Source organism: Kocuria tytonis (assembly GCF_003226895.2).
Classification (GTDB): Bacteria; Actinomycetota; Actinomycetes; order Actinomycetales; family Micrococcaceae; genus Kocuria; species Kocuria tytonis.
Genome location: NZ_PNJG02000002.1, coordinates 184,412 through 199,680, shown reverse-complemented (window position 1 = coordinate 199,680; position 15,269 = coordinate 184,412). Strand labels below are relative to the sequence as shown.

Sequence of the window (15,269 nt, the reverse complement as noted above, 5' to 3'; positions counted from 1 at the left end):
GTTCTCGCGCCTGCGGCTCCCCGTTCCGGAGCGCCGTCGAGGCTTTCCGCACCCGGGGAGCATCTCCCGGGGGCGACGACGCCGCGCGGCCCCGTCCATGACGAAAGGCCCCTCCCATGAGCATTTCCACGTGCGACCTCTACGACGAGCGCGGTGACGAGCTGCAGTCCGTGACCACCCAGTTCATCTCGGTGGGCGGCGTGCACCGCTTCACCGGGCCCATCCGCACGGTGCGGTGCTTCGAGTCCAACGTGGACGTCAAGGAGCTCGTGGCCACCCCGGGTGACGGCGCGGTGCTCGTGGTGGACGGGCAGGGTTCCATGAACTGCGCGCTGCTGGGCGACAACGTGGCCCGCACCGCCATGGAGAACGGCTGGGCGGGGTTGGTGATCAACGCCCCGGTGCGGGACCGGGTGGAGCTCGCCACCCTGGAGATCGGGGTCAAGGCCCTGGGCACCAACCCCCGCAAGTCCTCGCCCAACGACTTCGGGGAGACGGATGTGATCCTCAACTTCGGTGGCGTGACCTTCCGCCCCGGTAAGACCCTGTGGGCGGACGAGGACGGGATCCTCGTGGAGCGCTGAGGCAGGGCCCCGTCGCAGGGGTGGTTTCCTGGCGCGGAGGCATCGGCGGGCAGGCGCGGCCCCAGGAAAGGCGTCCCGTCCGTGCACGGCCCGCCGCGGCGTTGGCGGCGTGCAGCAGGCGCCCCGGGTCGGAGCCGGAAGCGCTCGCCCGGCGTGCGCAGATCCATTGCCGAGCACGAGAGACGGGCGCGCCCCCGAGGGGGCGCGCCCGTCCTGCACGCAGGAAGCAAACCCTTTCTACTTCTTCAGCACGAACGTGGAACCGTTCCAGACGTACTTCAGGGTCTTCCCGTTCGGGGCCCCACCCGGAGCCACGTCCTTGACGAGGATGGTGGGCTCGCCGGAGGCGTCGATCGTCAGCCCCGCCGGGTTGGTCGGGTACGGTGTGATGACGTTCGCCTCGGGGATGGTGCCGTTGGACGAGTAGCCCTCGTCGGTGGGGGAGATCACCGTGACGCCCTTGCTGGAGCTGAGGTAGAGGTTGCCGTGCGTGTCCACGGGGGTGTTCCCTGCCACGTCCCACACCTGGTCCCCGATCACGGGGGCCGGTCCGAACGAGACCAAGGTGGTGGCATCCCGGTTGACCTCGTAGTTCACGGGGGTATTGCCCTGGTAGACCGCGAAGCTGGGCTGCTTGCCCTGAGGTGCGGTGTCTGCGTGCATCACGCGCTCGTAGGACACGACCTCCATGGGTCCGTACGCGGGGTGGTTCATCTGGAACCGTCCCGTCGCGGTGCACACACCAGCACACGGGTCCTCGACGGCGGGAAGCGCGGAGCGGGCGGGGGCGGTGCTCGAGGACTGCTGCACCGACTGCGCCGGTGTCGTGGCCACCGTGCTCTGGGCATCCGCGCTCCGGGTTTCCGGGGTCTGGGTGCTCGGGGCGGCGGTCGCGGTGGCGGCCGTGCTCGCGGCGGGGGACGGCGCCGCCTCGGCGGCCTGCGAGGGTCCGCCTGCCTGTGCGCAGCCCATGAGCAGCGGCGCGGCCAGGACGGCGGCGGTCAGGGTCTTGGTCCTCGTGGAGTGCATCTGAATCACCTCTCGGTCGCGGAGATCTCTGTGATCGCCAATGCATCCATCCTCCGTCAGGTAATTTGCTATTGCAACCGGCTGTGACCGGATCGTGACCGCCTCTTTCGGCGCAGGCGGGACGGCGGTCGACCACCCCGGCCCTCGCACATATGGGAAGCGGCCCCGCCGCAGCGGGACCACTCCTCTTTGATCCGGGCCGGGCGCCGCCAGCCGGGGCGCGGGCTACTTCGTGACCACGAACTGGGAGCCGTTCCACGACCGCTTCACCGTCTCCCCGGTGAACACGTAGTCCTTGTCGAGAACCTTGTGGGTCACGGTGGGTTCCCCGGAGGGATCGATGCTCACGCCCGCGCTCTGGAACGGGAGCTGCGGCATCTCCGACCCGGGCAGGGCGCCGTGGGAGTCGTAGCTTCTCTCGGTGGGGCTGATCACCGGGGCGCTCATGCTGTCCGAGAAGTAGACATTGCCGTACTTGTCCACAGGGTCCTTGGGCCCCCCGCATCTGGTCCCCGATCGCGGGCTCGGGGCCGAAGGACACCACGGTGGTGTTCTCCGGGGACGCCACGTACCCCACCGAGTGGCCGTCCTGGTACACGGCGTAACTGGGGCACTTGCCCTGGGGGCAGTGTCCGGCGCGGTGGTCAGCGTGCAGGGCACGATCCCCATGGGGCCGAATGCGGGGTGCTCGAGCTTCACGCGGGCGGTCTCATCGCACACGCCGGCGCACGGGTCCTTCACTGTGGGCAGCGTGGAGCCGGAGCCGGGCGCTCCGCTCGAGGGCGGCGCGGCGGGGACGACGCCGCTGCGGCTTCCGTCTGCGATGCGGTCGGGCTGCTTGCCTCGGTGGCCTGCAGGGGCCGCTTCCTGGCAGGCGTGCGGGTCGCACCGTGTGCGCCCGCAGAGGGTTCCTCGAGGGCCATGAGGCGTCCGTTCTGCCAGGCCCACAACGCCTCCCCTCCGGTTTGCCTGCCCGCATGGTCCACGCAGCGTTGGATGACCATGGGTTCACCGGTGGCATCCAGTCGTAGCCCCGCACGCTGGAAGGGGTACTTCGGGTTCTCGGCCCCGGGCATGGTGCCGTGCGAGCCCAGCCCCCTGGCCGTGGAGGTCAAGGCGGTCACGCCTTCGTCGTAGGTCAGGTACACGTTGCCGTACTTGTCCACGGGATGCTCCGTGGCTACGTCCCACACCTGTCCGCCGTACCACTTCTCGGGGGGGATCACCTCCAGCGGTCCGAACACCGGGCGGTTCACGGGGACCCGGCCGGTCTCCTTACCCGTCCCGGCGCTGGGGTCCTCCACCTCGGGCAGAACCATGGCGGGGTGGGCACCGTCCACCCCGGGGTCCTGTCACCCCGGTGGCGAACCCGGTACGTGCGGCAGTGGCGCTCTGCCCGGTCACCTGGCCGAGCATCCCGGCGCTGCGGCTCTGCCCTGTGCCGGTCTGCTCGGCGGTGGGACTCTGCGCCTGGGCCGTTCGGTCACGGGGAACCAGCGGCGCGGTCACGAGAACGAGCGGCCCACGCAGCGCTGCGTGGACCGCTCGTCGTCGCCCCCTCCGGGTCCCAACCCCGGTTCTCTCCCCTTCTCCCCGCGCCGGGTTCCCACCCCGGCGCCGGCCCATTTCTCCCCTCCGGGTGGGGGCCCGGATCCTTCGGGTGGGACATGCCCCACCCTGAAGGATCTGATGTGCGTGTGCAACCAGTCGTGATCGAATCGTGACCGGAAGAAGCCCGCCACTCGGGGCCTCCGGGTGGCGGGCTGCAGCGCACAACATGCCTCTGACCTGGTCAGACAGCGGTCACGGGGTCATGAGTAGTCGTAGAAACCCTTCCCGGACTTCTTGCCCAGTTCACCGCGCTCCACCATGTCCCGCAGGAGCTGCGGGGGAGCGAAGCGGGGTCCGAGCTCCTTCTCCAGGTACTCGGCGATGCCCAGGCGGACGTCCAGGCCCACGATGTCGGTCAGCGCGAGCGGGCCCACCGGGTGCTTGTAGCCGAGCGCCATGGCGTTGTCGATGTCCTCGGGGGAGGCCACACCCTCCTCGACCATGCGGATGGCCTCCAGGCCCAGAGCCACGCCCAGCCGCGAGGACGCGAAACCGGGAGCGTCCTTGACCGTCACGGGGGTCTTGCCGATCCCGGCGACCCACCGTGCCGTGAGGTCCTGCAGCTGCTGCGAGGTGCGCTCGCCCACCACGATTTCCACGAGCTTGGAGGCGGGCACCGGGTTGAAGAAGTGCATGCCGCAGAAGCGCTCGGGGCGGTCCAGCTCGGCGGCGAGCCCGTCGATCGACAGGGAGGACGTGTTGCTGGCCAGCCACGCGTCCTCGCGGAGGTTGGCCTCCACGTTCTGCAGGGAGGAGACCTTCAGGTCCCAGAGCTCGGGGACGGCCTCGACCACCAGCTCGCAGTCCCCGAAGTCCGCGTGGTCCACGCTGACCGTGAAGTTCTCGGTCCACACGTCCAGGTTGCCGTCGATCTTCCCGCGCTCCAGGGACTTGGCGAGGTCCGACTCCACGCGCTCCTTCGCGGCCTCCGCCGCCGGCGCGTCCACCTCCACCACGGTCACGCGGGATCCTGCGATCAGGAACGCGTGGGCGATCCCCGCCCCCATGCGCCCGCCGCCCAGCACACCCACGGTGGCGGGAACGGCTGCTGCGGTGTTGTCGCTCATTTTCGGGGCTCTTTCTTGCGGTCCAGGAATGCCTGCATGCGGTCGAACTTGGCCTGGGACTCGAACAGGATGGCCTGTGCGAGTTCGTCCACGTGGGGGTGGGCCTCCCGCGGCATGGCGAACACGCGCTTGCTCACGCGCACGGCCAGCGGGTCCTGCGCGGCGATCCGGTCCGCGAGCGCGTCCGCCGCCGCGAGCAGCTCGTCCGGTTCGTGGATCTCGGTGATCAGCCGCGCCGCCAGGGCCTCGTCCGCGGAGAGGATGCGCCCGGCCAGCAGGATGTCCTTGGCCAGTGCCTCACCGGCCAGCTCCCTGAGCCGCCACAATGCTCCTGCCGCGGCGATGATCCCCAGCCCGGCCTCCGGCTGCCCCACCTTCAGGCGCGGCGTGCCGATCCGGAAGTCCGCGGCCCACGCGAGCTCCGCGCCGCCGCCCAGGGCGTAGCCGTCCAGGGCCGCGATCACGGGCATGGGCAACTTGGCGATCCGGTCGAAGAGCTGCGAGTTCACCCCGCGCAGGGCGTCCGCACGACGCCGCTCGCGCAGCTGGGCGATGTCCGCCCCGGACGCGAAGATCCCCTTGCCGTTCACCCGGGTGCCGCTCAGCACCATGATCTTCGGTTCGCGCTCCAGGTATCCGCATACCGTGTGCAGCTCGTCCACCATGACCTGGTCGATCGCGTTGCGCACGTCCGGGCGGTCCAGGGCCACGTGCAGGCGGTCCGGCAGTTCGCGCACTCGCAGCGCGGTGAACTCCGCGGCCCATGCGGGCGTCTCGTCCGTGGCCGGCTCCTGCGGGGCGGCGGCTGCCACGGGGGAGTCGCCGTCCGCCGGGTTGCCGGAGGACGATCCGTCCGTGGCGCTCCCGTTCCCGGGGGCCGACGCCGCATCGGTGCCGCTCCCAGGGGTCGACGCCGCGGCGGTGCCGTCCGCGTGGGGGCCGCGGGCGGCGTCGTCGTGGGCGGTGTTCGCGTCCGTCACGGCAGGATCACACCCGCTCCACGAGCAGGGCGGCGCCCTGGCCCACGCCGATGCACATGGTGGCCAGGCCCTTGGCGCTCTGCTCCCGCTCCATGCGGCCCAGCAGCGTGATCACGATGCGCGAGCCCGAGGAGCCCAGCGGGTGGCCCAGGGCGATCGCGCCGCCGTCCCGGTTCACGATCTCCGGATCCAGGCCCAGGCGGCGGATGGAGCCGAGGGACTGGGTGGCGAAGGCCTCGTTGATCTCCACGGAGCCGAGGTCCCCCACGGACCAGCCGGCGCGTTCGAGCACCTTCTCGGAGGCGGGGACCGGGCCGAGGCCCATGATCTCCGGGGCGAGACCGGCGGAGGCGCCGTCCACCACGCGGGCGCGGGCGTTGAGGCCGTACTTGGTCACGGCGCGCTCGCTGGCCACGATGATGGCCGAGGCGCCGTCGTTGAGGGAGGACGAGTTGCCGGCGGTGACCACCGAGCCGCCCTTGACCACGGGGCGCAGCTTGGCGAGCACCTCGGGGGTGGAGCCCTCACGGGGCCCCTCGTCCGTGTCCACCACGGTGACGGCGCCCTTGCGGCCCTTGACCTCCACGGGGACGATCTCCGCCGTGAAGTGGCCCGCCCGGATGGCCGCAATGGCCTTGGTGTGGGATTCTGCGGCGAACTGGTCCGCGTCCTCGCGGGAGATGCCGTCCACCCGGGCGACCTCCTCGGCGGTCTCCGGCATGGAGTAGGTCATCTTGCCGTCGCGCGCGAGCGGGCCGTCCAGGAACGCGGGGTTCGTGAAGCGCCAGCCGATCGAGGTGTCGTAGACCTCACCGGGCTTCGCGAATGCGGTGGCGGGCTTCTCCATGACCCACGGGGCGCGGGACATGGACTCCACGCCACCGGCCACCACGATGTCCGCGGCGCCGGACTTGATCATCTGCGAGGCGATCGTGATGGCGGACATGCCGGAGGCGCACAGCCGGTTGACCGTCATGCCGGGAACGGTGTCCGGGTAGCCGTTGAGCAGCCACGCCATGCGGGCCACGTTGCGGTTCTCCTCGCCGGCGCCGTTGGCGTTGCCCAGGATGACCTCGTCCACCAGGGAGGGGTCGATCCCGGCGTCCTCCACCACGGACCTGATGCACAGGGCGGCCAGGTCATCCGGGCGGACCGAGGACAGCGCCCCTCCGTAGCGGCCCACGGGGGTGCGGGCTCCTCCGACGAGAAAGGCTTGCGGCATCTCGGACATGGCGTCTCCTCAGTGGTGCATTAACTGACCGGTCGTTGCACAGGTTCCCCGATCGTGTGAGCCACGTCAATCGGGACGTCACGGACCGCTGGGCCGGGTGCGGGCGAACGGGCTCGGCACCCCTGCGGTGCCGAGCCCGTTCACCGTGCCCGCTCACGGGGCCCTGCGGTGCCACCTCCCGGTGGTCACCACGGGGCGGCTCAGTGGCGCGCGGCGCCCGCGGCCGGGGCGACGTCGCCCTCCGGCTCACCCGCCACCGGGGGGACGATCTCGCCGGGGTGGGACTTCACGTACTCCTCGTGCACCTCGGCCACGTGCAGGTCCTTGCCCTGGTCGGACGAGCGCACGAAGCACACGGCGACGAAGGAGACCAGCGACAGCAGGGAGATGTACAGGCCGATGGTCCAGGCCATGCCGGTCCTGTTGAGGAGCAGCTGGGCGATCATGGGGGCGAAGGCCCCGCCGATGATCGAGCCCAGTGCGTAGCCGATGGAGACGCCCGAGTAGCGGATGCGGGCCGGGAACATCTCCGCGTACATCGCGGACTGCGGACCGTAGGACGGGCCCAGCCCGATGGTCAGGATGAAGATGGCCAGCGCGAACAGCGGCAGGGACGCGGTGTTGAGCACCCACCACATGGGCACGGCCCACAGGATGATGATGCCGTAGCCGATCTGGAACGTGCGCTTGCGCCCCACCTTGTCCGACATCCACCCGCCCAGCATGGTGAACACGAGCCAGCCGACGCCGCCCACCAGGGAGGCGATCAGGGTCTCCGGGCGGGACATGTGCAGCACCTTGTTGCCGTAGGACGCGAAGAACGCGATCACCAGGTAGCCGGCGGCGTTGTTGCCGGCGAAGATCAGCGCGGCCAGGACGATCTCGCGGGGGTACTTGCTGAACAGCTGGCCCAGGGGGGCGGAAGACTCCTTGGCGCGCTGCTGCATCTCCAGGAACACGGGGGACTCGTCCACGGAGCGGCGGATCAGCCAGCCCACGAAGATCAGCACGATCGAGAACAGGAACGGCACGCGCCAGCCCCAGGCCTCGAACTGCTCGGGGGTCAGCGCGGTGCTCAGACCGAACATGAACAGGGTTGCCAAGAGCATGCCGATGGGCACGCCGATCTGGGGGTAGGCGCCGAAGAGGCCGCGTTTGTGCACGGGGGCGTGCTCCACGGACATCAGGGCCGCTCCGCCCCACTCGCCGCCCGCGGAGAAGCCCTGCAGGATGCGCAGCAGGATCAGCAGGACGGGCGCGGCCATCCCGATCTGGCCGTACGTGGGCAGCAGGCCGATCAGCGTGGTGGCGGCCCCCATGCCGAAGAGGGTCATCACCAGCGTGATCTTGCGGCCGAACCTGTCACCGATGTGACCGGCCACCACGGCGCCGAGCGGGCGGAACAGGAAGCTGATGCCCAGGGTTGCCCAGGTCACGATCTGCGCGAGCTGGGGGTTGTCCGCGCTGAGGGGATCGAAGAAGTGGGTGGCCAGGATGAACGCGGCGGCCTGGGCGTAGATGAAGAAGTCGTACCACTCGATGGTGGTGCCCACGAGCGTGCCCGCAAGGACCTTGCGCTCTTCTCGTGACATGGTGTGGCCCTGCGCGGGCGCTGCGGTGGTGGATGCCATGTGGGGTCTCCAGGATCGTCGGACCCGAGGGGTCCGTGGGGTGCCAGTGGCGGGAGCAGTGCATTAACCGACCGAGTGGTCGTAAAATGAGTGTAGGGGACACGTGTGAAGCACGTCACCCCTTTCGTGTATTAAATCGTATATGTTACGCGCGGCCGCGGGTAGCCGGCACGACGCCGCCGCGGGCCCGGCACCGGGAGTAGGTGCCGTGCCCGCGGGGCCCGCGTGCGGCGTCGTCGCCCGGTCGGGGGTGGCAGGGAGCGGTCAGAAGAGCCGTTCCGAGGCGAGGCGCGCGCCCTCCACCAGGGAACCGAGCTTGGCGAGCGCGATCTGCGGGTGCAGCCGCCCGCCCAGGCCGCAGTCCGTGGAGGCGATCACGTTCTCCCTGCCCACCACGGAGGCGTACTGCTCGATCCGGTCCGCCACCAGCTCGGGGTGCTCCACGCCGTTGGTGGAGTGGGAGACCATGCCGGGGTAGAGCACCTTGCCCTCGGGCAGCGGGTGGTCGCGCCACACCTTCCACTCGTGGCCGTGGCGGGGGCTGGACGCCTCGAAGCTGTAGCCCTGCGCGGTGATGGTGAGCATGAGCTCCACCAGGTGCTTCAGCTCCAGGTCCGTGGTGTGCGGGCCGTGCCAGGAACCCCAGCACAGGTGGAAGCGGATCTGCTCCTCGGGCAGCCCGCGCAGGGCGTGGTTCAGCGCCGCCACGCGCAGCCGGGTGAAGTCCAGGTAGTCCTCGACCGTGGGCTCGGGGTTGACCTGGTCCCAGGACTCGGCGATGGAGGGGTCGTCGATCTGCACGATCAGCCCGGCGTCCACGATGGCCGTGTACTCCTCGCGCATGGCGTCCGCGCACGCGTAGAGCAGTTCCTCGTCCGTGGCGTAGTACTCGTTGCGCACGCGGGCGCACGAGCCGGGGGACAGCGCGGCCAGGAAGCCCTGGGTGGCACCGGTGGCGGCCATGGCGTCCTTGACCCGGCGGATGTCACCGGCCACCGCGTCCTGGCCCGTGTAGGTCAGCGGACCCGTGATCTTCGGCTGGGGCACGGACGCGCGGTGGGCGAGCACCCCGGCCGTGGGGTCCTCGTACGCCTCCCGGAAGCGCTCGCGGTCGCGGCGGTCCGGGAAGCTCGTGAGCACCACGTTCCCGGGGCTCGAGCGGCGCTTCTCCGCGGTCTGCCAGCGGTCCTCGTCCGTGGGAGTCAGCCCGCCCAGGCGGTGGAACGAGTAGTTCCACCACGCGCCGTAGTCCACGGCCCCGGACGTGGTGTGGCCGTACTCGCCGTCGTTGACGATGTCGATGCCGATCTCGCGCTGCGTGCGCACGATGTCGGCCACCCCGGCGTCCAGGGCGGCACCCAGTCCGGCGAGGTCGATCTCCCCGGCCTGGAACCGTTCGTTCGCGGCCAGCAGCTCGGGAGTGCGCGGCAGGGATCCCACGTGACTGGTCTGGATCCGATCCGTGTTCATGGGCATGGTGGTGCGTCCTCTCCATCGGTTCTGGCATTAGCACCGGTGATGCCCCGGTTGCTGCGGCGTGGTCGAGCCAGATCTCTGGGCCGCTCTGGATGGGCACCCGCGAACGGGTGTCCGCCCATCCAACCCCACACGGGAGCGAACGGGCGAATCATGGCGTGCGTACCCTGGAGTGAGCCAGGCCACTCGACCCGGAGGGCCGCGGCAGCGGAGGAGACCGAGCATGTCCGAACAGACCCTGAGCGACACCAAGGCCCTCGTCACGGGCGGTGCCAGCGGCATCGGTGCGGCGGCCGTCCGGGCGCTTGCCGCGCGCGGTGCCCACGTGGTCGTCGCAGACATCGACCACGACGCCGCCGGCCGCCTCGCGGACGAGGTGGCCGGCGAGGCGTGGGCCGTGGACCTCACGGACACCGCCGCGCTCGCGGAGCTGCGCCTGGACGTGGACGTGCTGGTCAACAATGCCGGGATCCAGAAGGTCTCCCCCATCCAGGACTTCGACCCCGTGGACCTGCACCGGATCCTCACGCTCATGCTCGAGTCCCCGTTCCTGCTGATCCGCGCGGCCGTGCCGCACATGTACGAGAGGGGCTGGGGCCGGATCGTCAACGTGTCCTCGGTGCACGGGCTGCGGGCCTCCGCCTACAAGTCCGCGTACGTGGCCGCCAAGCACGGCCTGGAGGGGCTCTCCAAGGCGGTGGCGCTGGAGGGTGCCCCGCACGGCGTCACGAGCAACTGCGTGAACCCCAGCTACGTGCGCACCCCGCTGGTGGACCGGCAGATCGCGGACCAGGCGGCCGCGCACGGGATCCCCGAGGCCGAGGTGGTCGAGAAGATCATGCTCACCGAAGCCGCGATCAAGCGGCTCGTGGAGCCCGAGGAGGTGGGTGAGCTGATCGCCTTCCTGGCCGGCCCCTCCGCGGGAATGGTCACCGGTTCGTCCTACGTGATGGACGGGGGCTGGACGGCCTCGTGAGCCGACGCCGCCCGCCTGTCGCGCCGACGCCGCCCCGGTCCTGACGGTCTCACCCGGCTGCGCTGCCGCGTCGAGCCGCAGGAGGTGCCGCAGGGCTGCGGGCGTGGGAACGGCGTCGTCGTCCGGGGTCGGGTGCGTCGCGTCCGGCGCGAGGTGCGTTCATCGGCCGGGGTGCGTTCGTCGGCGGGGAGCCGGACCGTCTAGTCTGAGATGCGGATCACACGTGTGCGTGACGTGAAAGGGTGGCCATGTCCAAACTCAGAGACAACGCGGCCGAGCTGCTGGCCGAGACCCTGCGGGACGGGATGACGCTCGCCGTGGGCGGCTTCGGCCTCTCCGGAATCCCCCGGGACCTGATCGAGGCCGTGCGGGACAGCGGTGTGAAGGATCTCACCGTGGTGTCCAACAACATGGGCGTGGACGGCAAGGGTCTGGGCGTGCTGCTCGAGAACCGCCAGGTGTCCAAGGTGCTCTCCTCCTACGTGGGGGAGAACAAGGAGTTCGCCCGGCAGTACCTGGAGGGTGAGCTGGAGGTGGAGTTCAACCCGCAGGGCACGCTCGCCGAACGGCTGCGCGCGGGCGGCGCCGGGATCCCCGCCTTCTACACCGCCACCGGCGTGGGCACCCCCGTGGCGGAGGGCAAGCCCACCGCGGAGTTCGACGGCCGCACGTACGTGCAGGAGCGCGGGATCGTGGCGGACGTGGCCCTGGTGCACGCGTGGCGCGGGGACACGGACGGCAACCTGGTCTACCGCCGGACCTCCCGCAACTTCAACCCGGTGTGTGCGGCGTCCGGGAGGATCACCTTCGCCGAGGTGGAGGAGATCGTGGCCCCCGGTGAGCTGAACCCGGACCACGTGGTGACCCCCGGGGTGTACGTGCAGCACGTGGTGCAGTACTCGGGAGCGCCCAAGGAGATCGAGCAGCGCACCACGCGGCCGCGGCCCGCGGGCGGCGCCGGACAGGATGCGCAGGCCCGGCACGCGGAGGCGCGGCGCACGGAGGGGGACGCGGCATGAGCTGGACACGCGACGAGATGGCGGCCATCGCGGCGTCGGAACTGGCGGACGGGGACTACGTGAACCTGGGGATCGGCATACCCACGCTCGTGGCCAACAACCTGCCCCCGGGCGTGAGCGTGGTGCTGCAGTCCGAGAACGGCGTGCTGGGCATGGGCCCGTTCCCGTACGAGGGGGACGAGGACCCGGACCTCATCAACGCCGGCAAGCAGACCATCACCCTGCAGCCTGGTGCCGCGATCTTCGACTCCGCCACGTCCTTCGGGATGATCCGCGGTGGGCACGTGAAGATGGCGATCCTGGGGGCCATGCAGGTCTCCGAGACGGGGGACCTGGCCAACTGGATGATCCCGGGCAAGATGGTCAAGGGCATGGGCGGCGCCATGGACCTCGTGGCCGGGACGCCGCGCGTGCTGGTGCTGACCGAGCACGTGGCCAAGGACGGCTCCGCGAAGCTCAAGCACGAGTGCGACCTCCCGCTCACGGGTGTGGGGGTGGTGGACCGCGTCATCACGGACCTGTGCGTGTTCGACGTGGCGGACACGGGGCTCGTGCTGCGTACCCTGGCCCCGGGCGTGACCGAAGCAGAAGTGGCCGAGAAGACCGAAGCGACATACCGGGTGGAACTGGTGGATGTGACCCCGGATTCCGTACCCGTTCAGGAGGAACAGTGACCGAGAACGCCAACGACATCGTGATCGTCAACGGGGCCCGCACCCCGCAGGGCAAGCTGCTGGGCGCGCTGGCGTCCCAGAGCGCCGTGGACCTGGGGGCGCACGCCATCAAGCACGCGCTCCAGCGTGCGGGGGTGGCCCCGGAGGACGTCGACTATGTCTACATGGGCAACGTGGTGCAGGCCGGCAACGGCCAGAACCCGGCCAAGCAGGCCGCCGTGGCCGCCGGACTGCCCATGACCGTGCCCGCCATGAGCCTCAACAAGGTGTGCCTGTCCGGTCTGGTGGCCGTGACCGAGGGCGCCCGGATGATCCGCGCGGGCGAGGCGGACGTGGTGGTCGCCGGGGGCATGGAGTCCATGACCAACGCCCCGCACCTGGCTCTGGGGGCCCGCAAGGGCACGTCCTACGGGGACATGAGGCTCGCGGACTCGCTGGCCCACGACGGCCTCGTGGACGTGGAGCTGCAGGTGCCCATGGGCGAGCTGACCGAGACCGGCAACTCCGAGCGTTCCATCACGCGTGAGGAGCAGGACGAGGTGGCGGCCCGCAGCCACCAGCTGGCAGGCAAGGCGCAGCAGAACGGGGTCCTCGCGGACGAGATCGCGCCGATCGAGATCCCGCAGCGCAAGGGCGATCCCGTGACCGTCTCCGAGGACCAGGGCGTGCGCCCGGACTCCACCGCCGAGGGGCTGGGCAAGCTCCGGGCCGCCTTCACCAAGGACGGCACCATCACCGCGGGCAACTCCTCCCCGATCTCCGACGGCGCGGCGGCCATGGTGCTGACCACGCGCGGCTACGCGGAGGAGCACGGCCTGGACTGGCTCGCCGTGGTGGGCAAACCGGGTCAGGTGGCCGGTCCGGACACCTCCCTGCACTCCCAGCCCTCGCGTGCGATCGAGCACGCCCTGTCCCGTTCCGAGTGGACCGTGGCGGACCTGGACTTCATCGAGATCAACGAGGCGTTCGCCGCGGTCTCCGTGCAGTCCGTCCGGGACCTGGGCGTGGACATGGATAAGGTCAACATCCACGGCGGGGCGATCGCCCTGGGCCACCCCATCGGCGCCTCCGGTGCCCGGCTGGCGCTGCACGCGGCCATGGAGCTCGCCCGCCGCGGTTCCGGCAAGGCCGCGGTCTCGCTGTGCGGTGGCGGCGGTCAGGGTGAGGCGCTGCTGCTGAGCCGCTGAGGCGCTCGCCGCCCTCCCGCGGCGTCGCGTGACCGGTCCGGTGGGCCGGCACGAGCACGATGAGGGGTGGCTCGTCCGGGAGGGCGGGCCGCCCCTCCGTCATGTCCCGGTGCCGCGGGCCGCCGCCGCAGACGTCTTCCGGGACCTCCGCCGTACCACGCGGTTTTGACCCGCTGTCATGTCCGGCGGGGCGGCGCGGCAGCCGTGCGAGCCGCCCCACGGATCAGTACGCTGACGATGACACGCGGTCCGACGGCGGGCGGCAGCGCACGGCCCCGAACGGGTTGGGCGCCGGACCCCGAGGGCCGGACCAGGACACGTTCCAGGAGGGGACATGGCGCACCCAGAACCCAGGCCCACGGCGCATCCCGCGCGGCCCGCAGGATCCCCGACGAACGGACGTGCGGCCGGCCACGCGCCGTCGTCCGACGGCGACGCCGCCCGCACCCGCAAGCGCGCGGCGCTGTCCGGGTTCCTGTTCGGCTGCGGGATCGCGGCATCCATGATCGACCTGTTCATCTTCCACCTGGGCCTGCAGTGGCACCACTTCTACGACCTCTCCACGCACGAGGTGGCGCTCGTGACGGACGGCTTCTTCCACGCGTTCGGGTGGTTCATCACCGTCTGGGGCCTGTTCCTGCTGGCGGACGTGCGGCGACGCGGCGGGGTGCACTGGCCCCACTGGGCGGGCGCGGTAGTCCTGGGTGCGGGCTTCTTCCAGCTCTTCGACGGCGTGGTGGACCACAAGCTGCTGGGCATCCACCAGATCCGCTACGGCGTGGACATCCTGCCGTACGACCTCGTGTGGAACGGCACGGCGGTGATCCTGATGCTCATCGGGTTCCTGGTGCTGCGTCGCGGCGCCCGCGCCTACCGGGACGCGTGATGCCCGTGGGGACTCCGCTCCTCCCCGCGCTCCTGGCACTTCCCGCGCACGAGGGGCACTCGGGGCACGGCGGACACGGCCGGCACGGGGGAGCCGAGCACGCGAACCACGCAATGGCGGCCGGGTGGCCCGTCTTCGAGGGGCTCGTGGTGCTGCTCCTGGTCCTCGCCGCCGCCGCGTACGGCTGGTCGCTGTGGGCCGGCCGCGGACGACGCCGCGTGGGCCCCTGGCGTCCGGTCAGCTTCTCCGCGGGCCTGCTGTGCACTGGTGCGGGTCTCGTGGGTCCCGTGGCGCAGGCCGGGCACGGCAGCTTCACCGCGCACATGGTGGGCCACCTGCTGGTCGGGATGATCGGGCCGCTGCTGCTGGTGCTGGGGGCCCCCGTGCGGGTGCTGCTGCGCGGCCTGCCCACCACGGCCGCCCGGCGGGTCACGCGCGTGCTGCGGTTCCCGTTCATCCGCTTCGTCACGAACCCCGCGGTGGCGGCCGTGCTCAACGCGGGCGGGCTGTGGCTGCTCTACACCACCGGGCTGTTCCACTGGATGCACGCGTCCGCGCTGGGGCACGCGGTGGTCCACACGCACATCTTCCTGGCCGGGTACGTGTTCACCGCTTCGATCGCCGGACCGGATCCGGACCCGCACCGCTCGTCCTTCCGGGTGCGTGCCGCGGTGCTGGTGGTGTTCATCGCCGCCCACTCCGTGCTGGCGAAGTGGCTGTACGTCCACCCACCCGCGGGAGTGGCAGCGGCGGACGCCCAGGCCGGCGCGCAGCTCATGTACTTCGGCGGGGACGTGGTGGACGTGGCGCTGATCGTGCTGCTGTTCCTGGGCCGGTACCGGGCCACGGCGCCGCGGGCCCACGGTGCCGTGGCGTCCCGCGCTCCCGCCTGACGCCCCGACGAGCCCCCTCGGTGTG

The 15,269-nt window shown here is 70.9% G+C and carries 15 protein-coding genes and 1 riboswitch; of the genes, 7 read left to right on the top strand and 8 right to left on the bottom strand.

Annotated elements, in window-relative coordinates; all coding sequences use genetic code 11:
- The first annotated feature begins 116 nt into the window (after positions 1-116).
- Positions 117-584 carry a ribonuclease E activity regulator RraA gene (gene rraA, locus C1C97_RS06775; protein WP_121030807.1) on the top strand — a complete coding sequence of 156 codons (468 nt, stop codon included), beginning with the start codon at positions 117-119 and terminating at the stop codon, positions 582-584.
- Between the two features lie 237 nt (positions 585-821).
- Here the strand turns inward: rraA and C1C97_RS12330 are convergent, their stop codons facing one another.
- The 8 genes from C1C97_RS12330 to C1C97_RS06735 form a co-directional block, all read right to left on the bottom strand.
- On the bottom strand, positions 822-1,613 hold the full coding sequence (locus C1C97_RS12330) for a hypothetical protein (protein WP_158591136.1): 792 nt from the start codon (positions 1,611-1,613) through the stop codon (positions 822-824).
- A 225-nt stretch (positions 1,614-1,838) separates the two neighbouring features.
- Positions 1,839-2,096 carry a hypothetical protein gene (locus C1C97_RS12410; protein WP_199712209.1) on the bottom strand — a complete coding sequence of 86 codons (258 nt, stop codon included), beginning with the start codon at positions 2,094-2,096 and terminating at the stop codon, positions 1,839-1,841.
- A gap of 254 nt (positions 2,097-2,350) precedes the next feature.
- The gene (locus tag C1C97_RS12405) at positions 2,351-2,932 is read right to left on the bottom strand and encodes a hypothetical protein (protein ID WP_199712208.1); all 582 of its coding nucleotides are present in this window, start codon (positions 2,930-2,932) and stop codon (positions 2,351-2,353) included.
- Positions 2,933-3,424: 492 nt separating this feature from the next.
- Complete coding sequence (locus C1C97_RS06755; RefSeq protein ID WP_110920337.1) at positions 3,425-4,291, bottom strand: 3-hydroxyacyl-CoA dehydrogenase family protein; 867 nt, start codon at positions 4,289-4,291, stop codon at positions 3,425-3,427.
- The gene (locus tag C1C97_RS06750; RefSeq protein ID WP_121031411.1) at positions 4,288-5,103 is read right to left on the bottom strand and encodes an enoyl-CoA hydratase/isomerase family protein; all 816 of its coding nucleotides are present in this window, start codon (positions 5,101-5,103) and stop codon (positions 4,288-4,290) included. The genes C1C97_RS06755 and C1C97_RS06750 overlap by 4 nt, the downstream gene beginning before the upstream one ends.
- 175 nt (positions 5,104-5,278) lie before the next feature.
- Positions 5,279-6,502 carry a thiolase family protein gene (locus C1C97_RS06745; protein WP_110920338.1) on the bottom strand — a complete coding sequence of 408 codons (1,224 nt, stop codon included), beginning with the start codon at positions 6,500-6,502 and terminating at the stop codon, positions 5,279-5,281.
- 200 nt (positions 6,503-6,702) lie between these two features.
- Entirely contained in the window at positions 6,703-8,133 is a 1,431-nt protein-coding gene (locus C1C97_RS06740) for an MFS transporter (RefSeq protein WP_121030804.1), read from the bottom strand.
- A 264-nt stretch (positions 8,134-8,397) separates the two neighbouring features.
- Positions 8,398-9,609 (bottom strand): cobalamin-independent methionine synthase II family protein, encoded by a 1,212-nt coding sequence (locus C1C97_RS06735; RefSeq protein WP_121030802.1) that lies wholly within the window; start codon positions 9,607-9,609, stop codon positions 8,398-8,400.
- 12 nt (positions 9,610-9,621) lie between these two features.
- Positions 9,622-9,708, bottom strand: a riboswitch (SAM riboswitch).
- 124 nt (positions 9,709-9,832) lie between these two features.
- Between C1C97_RS06735 and C1C97_RS06730 the strand changes: the two genes are divergently transcribed.
- From C1C97_RS06730 to C1C97_RS06705, 6 genes are all read left to right on the top strand, one after another.
- The gene (locus tag C1C97_RS06730) at positions 9,833-10,585 is read left to right on the top strand and encodes a 3-hydroxybutyrate dehydrogenase (RefSeq protein WP_121030800.1); all 753 of its coding nucleotides are present in this window, start codon (positions 9,833-9,835) and stop codon (positions 10,583-10,585) included.
- Positions 10,586-10,833: 248 nt separating this feature from the next.
- Positions 10,834-11,604, top strand: coding sequence for a CoA transferase subunit A (locus tag C1C97_RS06725; protein ID WP_121030798.1), 771 nt, complete (start codon positions 10,834-10,836; stop codon positions 11,602-11,604).
- Entirely contained in the window at positions 11,601-12,278 is a 678-nt protein-coding gene (locus tag C1C97_RS06720) for a CoA transferase subunit B (protein ID WP_110920343.1), read from the top strand. Before C1C97_RS06725 ends, C1C97_RS06720 begins: the two co-directional genes overlap by 4 nt.
- A complete protein-coding gene (locus C1C97_RS06715; protein WP_121030796.1) occupies positions 12,275-13,465 on the top strand; it encodes an acetyl-CoA C-acetyltransferase in 1,191 nt (396 codons plus the stop codon). The genes C1C97_RS06720 and C1C97_RS06715 overlap by 4 nt, the downstream gene beginning before the upstream one ends.
- A 334-nt stretch (positions 13,466-13,799) precedes the next feature.
- Positions 13,800-14,351, top strand: coding sequence for a DUF2243 domain-containing protein (locus C1C97_RS06710; RefSeq protein WP_121030794.1), 552 nt, complete (start codon positions 13,800-13,802; stop codon positions 14,349-14,351).
- A complete protein-coding gene (locus C1C97_RS06705; protein WP_233542788.1) occupies positions 14,351-15,244 on the top strand; it encodes a cytochrome c oxidase assembly protein in 894 nt (297 codons plus the stop codon). The genes C1C97_RS06710 and C1C97_RS06705 overlap by 1 nt, the downstream gene beginning before the upstream one ends.
- Positions 15,245-15,269 lie beyond the last annotated feature (25 nt).